This is a genomic window from Roseococcus sp., from assembly GCF_965227005.1.
Taxonomy (GTDB): Bacteria; Pseudomonadota; Alphaproteobacteria; order Acetobacterales; family Acetobacteraceae; genus Roseococcus.
In genome coordinates, this window is record NZ_CBDDFJ010000011.1 from 90,028 (window position 1) to 100,409 (window position 10,382).

General features: G+C 66.0%; 9 protein-coding genes and 1 tRNA gene. 1 reads left to right on the forward strand and 9 read right to left on the reverse strand.

The features are described 5' to 3' along the window. Positions 1 to 39: 39 nt before the first annotated feature. The 5 genes from rpoB to rplK all read right to left on the reverse strand — a co-directional run bounded on the left by rpoB (position 40) and on the right by rplK (position 6,835). Positions 40 to 4,227 (reverse strand): DNA-directed RNA polymerase subunit beta, encoded by a 4,188-nt coding sequence (rpoB, locus tag ACO057_RS05725; RefSeq protein WP_421989518.1) that lies wholly within the window; start codon positions 4,225 to 4,227, stop codon positions 40 to 42. 198 nt (positions 4,228 to 4,425) lie between these two features. Then, positions 4,426 to 4,800 carry a 50S ribosomal protein L7/L12 gene (gene rplL / locus ACO057_RS05730; RefSeq protein WP_421989520.1) on the reverse strand — a complete coding sequence of 125 codons (375 nt, stop codon included), beginning with the start codon at positions 4,798 to 4,800 and terminating at the stop codon, positions 4,426 to 4,428. A 97-nt stretch (positions 4,801 to 4,897) separates the two neighbouring features. Next, a complete protein-coding gene (gene rplJ, locus ACO057_RS05735) occupies positions 4,898 to 5,413 on the reverse strand; it encodes a 50S ribosomal protein L10 (RefSeq protein WP_421989522.1) in 516 nt (171 codons plus the stop codon). A gap of 288 nt (positions 5,414 to 5,701) precedes the next feature. Further along, positions 5,702 to 6,397, reverse strand: a complete 696-nt coding sequence (gene rplA / locus ACO057_RS05740; RefSeq protein WP_421989524.1) for a 50S ribosomal protein L1 — start codon at positions 6,395 to 6,397, stop codon at positions 5,702 to 5,704. A 3-nt stretch (positions 6,398 to 6,400) separates the two neighbouring features. Further along, positions 6,401 to 6,835: a 50S ribosomal protein L11 gene (gene rplK / locus ACO057_RS05745; protein WP_421989526.1), complete on the reverse strand. Its 435-nt coding sequence runs from the start codon at positions 6,833 to 6,835 to the stop codon at positions 6,401 to 6,403. A 286-nt stretch (positions 6,836 to 7,121) separates the two neighbouring features. On the opposite strand from rplK, the gene ACO057_RS05750 reads away from it, so the two are divergent. After that, entirely contained in the window at positions 7,122 to 8,012 is an 891-nt protein-coding gene (locus tag ACO057_RS05750) for a DMT family transporter (protein WP_421989528.1), read from the forward strand. 38 nt (positions 8,013 to 8,050) lie between these two features. Here ACO057_RS05750 and nusG read toward each other — a convergent pair whose 3' ends face one another. The 4 genes from nusG to tuf all read right to left on the reverse strand — a co-directional run bounded on the left by nusG (position 8,051) and on the right by tuf (position 10,376). Further along, positions 8,051 to 8,587 carry a transcription termination/antitermination protein NusG gene (nusG, locus tag ACO057_RS05755; protein WP_421989530.1) on the reverse strand — a complete coding sequence of 179 codons (537 nt, stop codon included), beginning with the start codon at positions 8,585 to 8,587 and terminating at the stop codon, positions 8,051 to 8,053. 87 nt (positions 8,588 to 8,674) lie between these two features. Beyond that, positions 8,675 to 8,866 carry a preprotein translocase subunit SecE gene (secE, locus tag ACO057_RS05760; RefSeq protein ID WP_165585265.1) on the reverse strand — a complete coding sequence of 64 codons (192 nt, stop codon included), beginning with the start codon at positions 8,864 to 8,866 and terminating at the stop codon, positions 8,675 to 8,677. 151 nt (positions 8,867 to 9,017) lie between these two features. After that, positions 9,018 to 9,094, reverse strand: a tRNA-Trp gene (locus tag ACO057_RS05765). 94 nt (positions 9,095 to 9,188) lie between these two features. After that, the gene (gene tuf, locus ACO057_RS05770; protein WP_421989511.1) at positions 9,189 to 10,376 is read right to left on the reverse strand and encodes an elongation factor Tu; all 1,188 of its coding nucleotides are present in this window, start codon (positions 10,374 to 10,376) and stop codon (positions 9,189 to 9,191) included. Positions 10,377 to 10,382 lie beyond the last annotated feature (6 nt).

Here is a 10,382-nt window from a genome sequence, read left to right on the forward strand (position 1 = left end):
GGGGAGGACGGGGCGCGTCAGGCACCCCGTCCGTCATACTCAGGACCCGCGGTTTTCCAGGTCCACGTTCAGGCCGAGCGACTTGAGCTCCTTGACCAGAACGTTGAAGCTTTCCGGAATGCCGGCCTCGAAGCTGTCCTGATCGCGGACGATCGCCTCGTAGACCTTGGTGCGGCCGGACACGTCGTCCGACTTCACCGTCAGCATCTCCTGCAGCGTGTACGCGGCGCCGTAAGCCTCGAGCGCCCAGACCTCCATCTCGCCGAAACGCTGTCCGCCGAACTGGGCCTTGCCGCCCAGCGGCTGCTGCGTGACCAGCGAATAGGGGCCGATCGAACGCGCGTGGATCTTGTCGTCGACCAGGTGGTGCAGCTTCAGCATGTAGATGTAGCCGACCGTGGTCTTGCGCTCGAAGAGCTCGCCCGTGCGGCCATCGATCAGCTGCATCTGGCCGGAGGTGTCGAGCCCCGCCTTCGTCAGCATTTCCTCGATGTCCGAGATGCGCGCGCCGTCGAAGACCGGCGTGGCGATCGGAATGCCCTTCTTCAGGTTGTCCGACAGCTCGATCAGCTGCTCTTCGCTCATCGGCGCGATGTCACGCTCGTAGATCTCGTCGCCGTAGATGTCCTTCAGCTTGGCGAGAAGCTCCTCGCGCACGGCCGACGAACGACGGAAATCGTCCACCAGGATACCGACCTCACGGCCGATATTCGCGCAGGCCCAACCCAGATGCGTCTCAAGGATCTGACCGATGTTCATGCGTGAGGGCACGCCCAGCGGGTTCAGCACGAGATCGACCGAGGTGCCGTCCTCGAGGAACGGCATGTCCTCCACCGGCACCACGCGCGAGACGACGCCCTTGTTGCCATGGCGGCCGGCCATCTTGTCGCCGGGCTGCAGCTTGCGCTTCACCGCCACGAAGACCTTGACCATCTTCATGACGCCGGGCGGCAGCTCGTCGCCGCGCTGCAGCTTCTCGACCTTGGATTCGAAGCGCTTCTGCAGCTTCTCCACCGCGGTGTCGAACTCGCGCTTCAGCGCCTCGATCTCGACCATCGCCGCATCGTCGGTCACCGCGATCTGGCGCCAGGTCGCCTTGGCGAACTGCTCCAGCACTTCGTCGGTCACCGGCGTGCCGGCCTTCACGCCCTTGAAGCCGCCGCTGGCCTTACGGTTCAGCAGGCGCTCACGCAGACGGCCATAGAAGCTGCGCTCCTGGATGGCGCGCTCGTCGTCGCGGTCCTTGGCCAGGCGCTCGATCTCCGAACGCTCGATCGCCATGGCGCGCTCGTCCTTGTCCACGCCGCGGCGGGAGAAGACGCGCACGTCGACGATCGTGCCGGAAACGCCCGGCGGCAGGCGCAGCGACGTGTCGCGCACGTCGGACGCCTTCTCGCCGAAGATGGCGCGCAGGAGCTTCTCTTCCGGCGTCATCGGGCTCTCGCCCTTCGGCGTCACCTTGCCGATGAGGATGTCGCCGGGATGGACCTCGGCACCGACATAGACGATGCCGGCCTCATCGAGGTTGCGCAGCGCTTCTTCACCCACATTGGGGATGTCGCGGCTGATCTCTTCCTGGCCGAGCTTCGTGTCGCGCGCCATCACTTCGAACTCTTCGATGTGGATGGAGGTGAACACGTCGTCGCGCGCGATGCGCTCCGAGATCAGGATGGAGTCCTCGAAGTTGTAGCCGTTCCAGGGCATGAACGCGCAGAGCACGTTGCGGCCCAGGGCCAGTTCGCCCAGCTCCGTGGACGGGCCGTCGGCAATGATCTCGCCGCCGGACACCCGGTCGCCCACCTTCACCAGCGGACGCTGGTTGATGCAGGTGCTCTGGTTGGAGCGCTGGAACTTGCGCAGACGATAGATGTCCACGCCGATCGTCTGGCCGTCCTCGCCCGAGGCGCGCACCACGATGCGCGCGCCGTCGATCTGGTCGACGATGCCATCGCGACGGGCGGAAATCGCCGCGCCCGAATCGCGGGCCACGGCGGCCTCCATACCGGTGCCCACGAGCGGGGCGTCGGCGCGGATCAGCGGCACGGCCTGACGCTGCATGTTCGAGCCCATCAGCGCACGGTTGGCGTCATCGTTCTCGAGGAACGGAATGAGCGCGGCCGCGACGGAGACGAGCTGCTTGGGCGAGACGTCGATGGCCGTCACCTCGCCCGGCTTCACCAGGCGGAAGTCGCCGCCCTGGCGGACCGAGACCAGATCGCTCAGGAACTCGCCCGTGGTCGCGTCCACATGGGCATCGGCCTGGGCGACGACGAGCTTCTCCTCCTCCATGGCGGAGAGGTAGCGCGGATCGCCCGTGATCTTGCCGTCCTTCACGAGGCGATAGGGCGTCTCGATGAAGCCGTACTTGTTCACCCGCGCGAAGGTGGCGAGCGAGTTGATCAGGCCGATGTTCGGGCCTTCCGGCGTCTCGATCGGGCAGATGCGGCCGTAATGCGTCGGGTGCACGTCGCGCACCTCGAAGCCGGCGCGCTCGCGGGTCAGACCGCCCGGGCCAAGCGCCGAGAGGCGGCGCTTATGCGTCACTTCCGACAGCGGGTTGGTCTGGTCCATGAACTGCGACAGCTGCGAGGAGCCGAAGAACTCGCGCACGGCGGCCGCGGCCGGCTTCGCGTTGATCAGGTCGTGCGGCATGACGGTGTCGATATCGACCGCGCCCATGCGCTCCTTGATCGCGCGATCCATGCGCAGCAGGCCGACGCGGTACTGGTTCTCCATCAGCTCGCCGACCGAGCGCACGCGCCGGTTGCCGAGGTTGTCGATGTCGTCGATGGAGCCGCGGCCGTCCTTGAGGTCCATCAGCACGCGCATCGTCGAGACGATGTCCTGCTTGCGCAGCGTGCGCAGATGGTCGGGCGCCTCCTCGAGCGAGAAGCCCAGGCGCATGTTCATCTTCACGCGGCCCACGGCCGAGAGATCGTAGCGGTCGCCGTCGAAGAACAGGCCCTTGAACAGCGCCTCGGCGGTCTCGGGCGTCGGCGGCTCACCGGGGCGCATGACCCGGTAGATGTCCATCAGCGCTTCTTCGCGATTGGTGTTCTTGTCCACCGCGAGCGTGTTGCGCATCCAGGGGCCGACCGACTGGTCGACGGCGAGCGTCGGCAGGACGTCGATGCCGGCATCCTCGATCGCGGCGAGCTTCGCCTCGGTCAGCTCCTCGCCGGCCTCCGCCCAGATCTCACCCGTCTCCATGTTCACGAGGTCGAGCGCGACGAAGCGGCCCAGCAGGTCGGTACGGCCGACGAGCACCTCGGTGGTGCCGGCCTCCACGATCTTGCGGGCGGCGCGGGGCGTCATCTTGACGTCCTTGTCGGCCACGATCTCGCCGGTCTTGGCGTCGATCAGCGGCTCCAGCAGCTTGATGCCGCGGAAGCTGTCGGGATCGAAGGCGCGCGACCAGCCCTTGGGCAGGCGGCGGAACTCGACCTGGCCGTAAAAGGCGCCGAGGATTTCCTCGGCGTCCATGCCGCGGATCTCGGCATGCTCCATCTCCAGGCCCTTGGCGGCGCGCTCGACGCGCTTGGCCTCGGTCCCGGCGCCATCGAGCGCGAGGAGGAGGGTCGAGGCGGGCAGCTTGCGCTTGCGGTCGACACGGACATAGCAGATGTCCTTGGCGTCGAACTCGAAGTCGAGCCAGGAGCCGCGATAGGGAATCACGCGGGCGGCGAAGAGGTACTTGCCCGAGCTGTGGGTCTTGCCCTTGTCGTGGTCGAAGAACACGCCGGGCGAACGGTGCATCTGCGAGACGATGACGCGCTCGGTGCCGTTGATGATGAAGGTGCCGTTGTCCGTCATGAGCGGCATGTCGCCCATGTAGACATCCTGCTCCTTGATGTCGCGGACGGAGCGGCTGCCGGTGTCCTCGTCCAGATCCCAGACGATCAGGCGCAGCTTGACCTTGAGGGGCGCGGCGTAGTTCAGCCCGCGCGCGATGCACTCCTCGACGTCGTATTTGGGCTCTTCGAGCTCGTACTGGACGAACTCCAGCCGGCCGCGGCCGGCGAAATCATTGATCGGGAAGACCGACTTGAAGACTTCCTGGAGGCCGGTGTTGGTGCGGCTGTCCGGATGCGTCTCCATCTGCAGGAAGGTCGCGTAGGAGGCGCGCTGCACGTCGATCAGGTTGGGCATGGGCGCAACCTCGGGCAGGCGCCCGAAGCTCTTGCGAATGCGCTTGCGTGCCGTGAACGACTTGCTGATGGCGTTCATGCGTGTCCCGCTTCCTTAATGCTGGCCTGCGGAGAGATCCCCGCCGCCGAAATTCCGTGTCCCCGCAGGCATCTCAGAGGCACCCTGCCCCCAAAACGGCGAGAGGGGCGGCAACCGGACCCGATTGCCACCCACCCCGACTTCGAAACAACTCCCACCTGATGCCGGCGCGGAGCCCCGGCACCCGGTGGAACGGCGTTACTTGACCTCGACGGTCGCGCCGTTCTCTTCGAGAACCTTCTTGATCTTGTCCGCTTCGTCCTTGGAGATGTTCTCCTTGACGACCTTCGGAGCGCCTTCGACCAGATCCTTGGCTTCCTTGAGGCCCAGGCCGGTGATCGTGCGGATCTCCTTGATCACGTTGATCTTCTTGTCGCCAGCGGCGGCAAGGGTCACCGTGAACTCGGTCTGCACTTCGGCGGGAGCGGCGGCAGCAGCCGGACCAGCGGCCGCAACGGCCACCGGAGCGGCGGCGGAGACGCCCCACTTCTCTTCGAGCAGCTTGGAGAGCTCAGCGGCCTCCAAAACGGTCAGAGCGGACAGCTCGTCAACGAGCTTTGCGAGATCGGCCATGTGTGTATTCCTTCGATCTAATGGCTTGACAGTGGCTTGACAACCCCACCGCGGCATCGCGGCGGGGCTTTACTGATTCGAGAGGCCAGAAGCGCCCTTACGCGGCTTCCTTGTCCGCGTAGGCCTTCAGCACCCGTGCCAGCTGGCCGGCGGGGGCCTGAACCACCCCGGCGATGCGGGTCGCAGGGGTCTGGATCAGACCCACGAGCGACGCGCGCAGCGTGTCGAGCGACGGAAGTTCGGCCAGTGCCTTAACGCCATCGACGTTCAGCATCTGAGTCCCGAGCGCACCGCCCAGGATTACGAACTTGTCATTGCTCTTGGCGAACTCCACGGCCGTCTTCGCCACAGCCACCGGATCCACCGACCACGCAAGCGCGGTGGGGCCCTTCAGCAGGGGAGAGATAGCCTGGAAACGGGTGCCGTCGAGGGCGCGAGTGGCCAGACGGTTCTTCGCAACCTTATACGTCGCCCCGGCGGCCTTCATCTTCTGACGCAGAGAATCCACCGCCGCGACCGTCAGCCCCTTGTTCTGGGCGACGAGCACGAAAGAGGTCTGCGCGAAGACAGAGCCCAGCGAGTCGACGAAAGCGTGCTTTTCCGTACGGTCCAACGTCACGTCTCCGTCGGTGGCCGGAACCTTCTGGAAGGGCCCCGACCGGTTCACACGGGGGCCAGGGGACCATCCCCCAACCCCGTTCGCTGTCGTTGCCGGAAAGCCAAGCCATGCCCGCGGGGAAAGTCCCCAAGCGGGCGGATCTCGGTTCCCCGTCTCATGCTGGCGGGCGGATGCCCTTTATGCCGTCTCCCCGGAAGGATCAGGCGCCTGCAATCTCCGACAGGTCGACGGGGCCGAAGCCCCGCCTAAGCCGCCCGGGCCGAAGCCCGGGAGGAATCTCACTCAGCCGTTGAGGCTGCCCACGTCGACCGAGACGCCGGCGCCCATCGTCGAGGACACGGCCACCTTCTTGACGTAGGTGCCCTTGGCGCCCGTCGGGCGGGACTTCTGGATCGCGTCCACGAAGGCCTTGGCGTTCTCGAGCAGCTGCTCGGCGCCGAAGCTGGCCTTGCCGATGCCGGCATGCACGATGCCGGCCTTCTCGGCGCGGAACTCGACCTGGCCGCCCTTGGCCGCCGTCACGGCGCCCTTGACGTCCATGGTCACGGTGCCGAGCTTGGGGTTCGGCATCAGGCCGCGCGGGCCCAGCACCTTACCGAGACGACCGACGAGGGCCATCATGTCCGGCGTCGCGATGCAGCGGTCGAAGTCGATCTTGCCTTCCTGGACCAGGGCGGCGAGGTCGTCCGCGCCAACCACGTCGGCGCCGGCGGCCTTGGCCTCCTCGGCCTTCGGGCCACGGGCGAAGACGCCCACGCGGACGGTCTTGCCCGTGCCGTTGGGCAGGCCGACCATGCCGCGGACCATCTGGTCGGCGTGGCGGGGGTCGATGCCGAGGTTCATCGAGATCTCGATGGTCTCGTCGAACTTGGCGGTCGCATTGGCCTTGGCCAGCGTGATCGCCTCGGCGAGGGGATAGGCCTTGTCCGTCGAGACGGTCGAGGCCAGGGCCTTCATGCGCTTCGTAAGCTTAGCCATCGATCAGCCCTCCACCACGGTCATACCCATCGAACGGGCGGAGCCAGCGAGCATGCTCACGGCGCTCTCCACGTCGGTGCAGTTCATGTCCTTCATCTTGACCTTGGCGATTTCGGCCAGCTGCGAACGGGTCACGCGACCGGAGGTCGCGCCCTTGCCCGGCGTCAGGCTGCCCTTCTCGACCTTGGCGGCCTTGAGGAGGAAATAGGTGTTCGGGGGCGTCTTCGTGATGAACGAGAAGCTGCGATCGGTATAGGCCGTGATGACGACCGGCGTCGGGGTGCCGGGCTCCATCTGCTGCGTCGCCGCGTTGAATTCCTTCACGAACTGCATGATGTTCAGGCCACGCTGACCAAGCGCGGGACCGACGGGCGGCGAAGGGTTCGCCTTGCCTGCCGGGATCTGCAGCTTGATATAGCCGGCGATCTTCTTTGCCATGACTAAAGTCCTCTCACAGTGTGGAGAGACCCGCGGTACTGACGGCCCAATGGCTTAGTCGTGCCACGGAACCTCCCGCGTTTCTCTACGGCCGAAGGGCGAAGCCCCTCACCGGAAGGCGCGCGTCTACACGCAAGCGCCGGCCCTGTCGAGTCACCGTCCCTTCCGATCGCCGGGACGGGACATGCGTCCACGGCATGCCGAGCGCCCTCCCTCGCCCCGGGACGCGGCCAAATCGGAGCCCCGGCCGCTGGACGGGTCCGCGAAGGCACCGCATGGTTCGCGCGTGAAATCCCCCTCGCCGCCGCGCCTGCTCCTTGGCATCCTGTTCATGCTGATGGCGGGCTCGCTCTTCCCGGTGATGGGCGGCTTCGCGAAGCTGCTGGGCCAGGAATACAGCTCGCTGCAGATCAGCTGGGCGCGCGCCTTCGGGCACATCGTCTTCCTCTCCGCGCTCTTCCTGCCACGCTACGGCCTGGCGATCGTGCGGACGAAGCGCCTGGGGCTGCAGCTCTTTCGTTCCTGCATGCTCTTCACCTCGAATGCCTGCTATTTCTTCGGGATCGGCTTCATCCCGCTGGGCAAGGCCGCCGCGATCAGCCTGGCCGCCCCGCTGGCCGTGGCGCTCCTGGCCTGGCCCATGCTCGGCGAGCGGACGACACCCGCGCGCGTCGTCGCCCTGGTCTGCGGCTTCATCGGCGTGCTGATCGTCATCCGGCCGGGCACGGCGCTATTCCACTGGGCCTCGCTCTTCATCGTGGCGAGCGGCACGGCCTATGGCATCTACCAGATCCTCACGCGGCGGATCGCGGGCATCGACCCGCCCGAGACCTCGGCGCTGCTCTCGGCCGTGGTCGGCGCCTTCGGGATGCTGCTCGTGCTGCCCTTCGTCTGGCAGACGCCGGATTCGTGGGTGGATCTCGGCCTGTTCCTGGGCGTGGGCGTGATCGGCGCGCTCGGCCATTACTGCGTGGCCCATGCCTTCGGCTATGCGCCGGCGAACGTGCTCTCGCCCTTCCAGTATTTCCAGCTGCTGGGCTCGGTCTTCATCGGCTGGCTGATGTTTTCCGAATTCCCGGATGCGACCACCTGGCTGGGCGCCGGCGTCATCGTCGGATCGGGGATCTTCATCGGCTGGAGTAGCCGGCGGGCGGTCAAAACAGTTGCGGGGCCCTGAAGGCCCCGCATGTCGTCCATTCCGTAGGGCGTGGGCTCTTAAAGCTTCTCGACCTGGCTGTATTCCAGCTCGACGGGCGTGGAGCGGCCGAAGATCGAGACGCTGACCTTGAGGCGCCCCTTCTCCTCGTCGACCTCTTCCACCGTGCCGTTGAAGCTGGTGAAGGGACCGTCGGAGACGCGGACCTGCTCGCCCACCTCGAAGAGGACGGCGGGACGGCGGGGCTTCTCGGCGCCCTCGACCATGGCGTTGACGATGCGCATCGCCTCGGCCTCGGTGATGGGCTGCGGCTTGTTGCGCGCGCCGAGGAAGCCCGTGACCTTGGGCGTGTCGCGCACGAGGTGCCAGGTGTCGTCGGTCATTTCCATCTTCACCAGCACATAGCCGGGGAAGAACTTCCGCTCGGTGTCGACCTTCTGTCCGCGACGGACTTCGACGACCTGCTCGATGGGGACGAGGATGTCCTCGATCCGGTCGGCGAGACCCGACTGGGCGGCCTGCGCGCGGATCTGCTCGGCGATCTTCTTCTCGAAGCCCGAATAGACGTGCACGACATACCAACGCTTATCGGCCATCGGCCAGAACCTCGCTTCGCCGTCCGGTGACGCTACGGGAAGATCCCCTGGCCCGCCGGACACTGCGACTGAATTGTTGCGCCTTTGCTAAAGCCCGAAGACCCAGCGCATGGCAAGCTGGATCAGCTGATCCGTGACCAGGAAGAAAATGGCCGCCAGGGAGGACAGGGCCAGCACGAGGCCGGTCGTGATCAGCGTCTCCCGGCGCGAGGGCCAGGTGACCTTCGCCACTTCCTGTCGGACTTCCCGGGAAAACTGAACGGGATTGAGCTTGGCCAAACTTCGTATTCCTGACTGAGCCCCCAGGGACTAACCCGGCGGCGGCCCCCTGAAAGCATGTCGGCGGCCGTCTTGCAACGTGCCGCCGACATGGCCTTCTGGATTTGGTCCACTCCGGGCCGATTGGCCGGGAGCGATCGAACAGAAAATCTGGCAGGGGCGGAGGGTCTCGAACTCTCAACCTCCGGTTTTGGAGACCGGCGCTCTAGCCAATTGAGCTACGCCCCTGTGTGTCCGGCAGCTCGTCGAACTAACGGACAAAAAGCCTGAATGCCGGGAAAAGTCCAGCCCGGCAGACCAGAATAGTTTGCGTTTTTAACGCTTACTTCGCGATGGACGCGACGACGCCGGCGCCGACGGTGCGGCCACCTTCGCGGATGGCGAAGCGCAGGCCCTCATCCATCGCGATCGGCGCAATCAGCTCGACGTCCATCGACACGTTGTCGCCCGGCATCACCATCTCGACGCCCTCGGGAAGCTGCACGATGCCCGTCACGTCCGTCGTCCGGAAGTAGAACTGCGGACGATAGTTCGTGAAGAACGGCGTGTGACGGCCACCCTCTTCCTTCGTCAGGATGTAGGCCTCGGCCTTGAACTTCGTGTGCGGCGTGATCGAACCCGGCTTGGCCAGAACCTGGCCGCGCTCCACGTCCTCACGCTTCGTGCCACGCAGCAGCGCGCCGATGTTGTCGCCAGCCTGTCCGCTGTCCAGCAGCTTGCGGAACATCTCGACGCCCGTGACCGTCGTCTTCACCGTGTCCTTCAGGCCGATGATCTCGACTTCCTCGCCGACCTTCACCACGCCGCGCTCCACGCGGCCCGTGACCACCGTGCCGCGACCCGAGATCGAGAACACGTCCTCGACCGGCATCAGGAACGGACGGTCGATCGCGCGCTCGGGCTGCGGGATGTAGCTGTCCACCGCCGCCATCAGCTCGATGATCGCGTTCTCGCCGATCTCGGGCGTCTTGTCCTCGAGCGCCGCGACCGCGGAGCCCTTGATGATGGGGATGTCGTCGCCCGGGAACTGGTAGGACGAGAGCAGCTCGCGCAGCTCCATCTCCACCAGCTCGACCAGGTCGGGGTCGGCCAGATCCATCTTGTTGAGGAACACCACCAGCGCGGGCACGCCAACCTGGCGGGCCAGCAGGATGTGCTCGCGCGTCTGGGGCATCGGGCCGTCGGCCGCCGAGCACACCAGGATCGCGCCGTCCATCTGCGCCGCGCCCGTGATCATGTTCTTCACGTAGTCGGCGTGGCCGGGGCAATCGACGTGCGCGTAGTGGCGGTTCGCCGTCTCGTACTCGACGTGCGCCGTCGAGATCGTAATGCCGCGAGCCCGCTCCTCGGGTGCCTTGTCGATCTGGTCGTAGGCGGTGAACGACGCGCCACCGGACTTCGCCAGGACCTTCGTGATCGCCGCCGTCAGGGACGTCTTGCCATGATCGACATGGCCGATCGTCCCAATATTGCAGTGCGGCTTGTTCCGCTCAAACTTAGCCTTGGCCATCGTCGT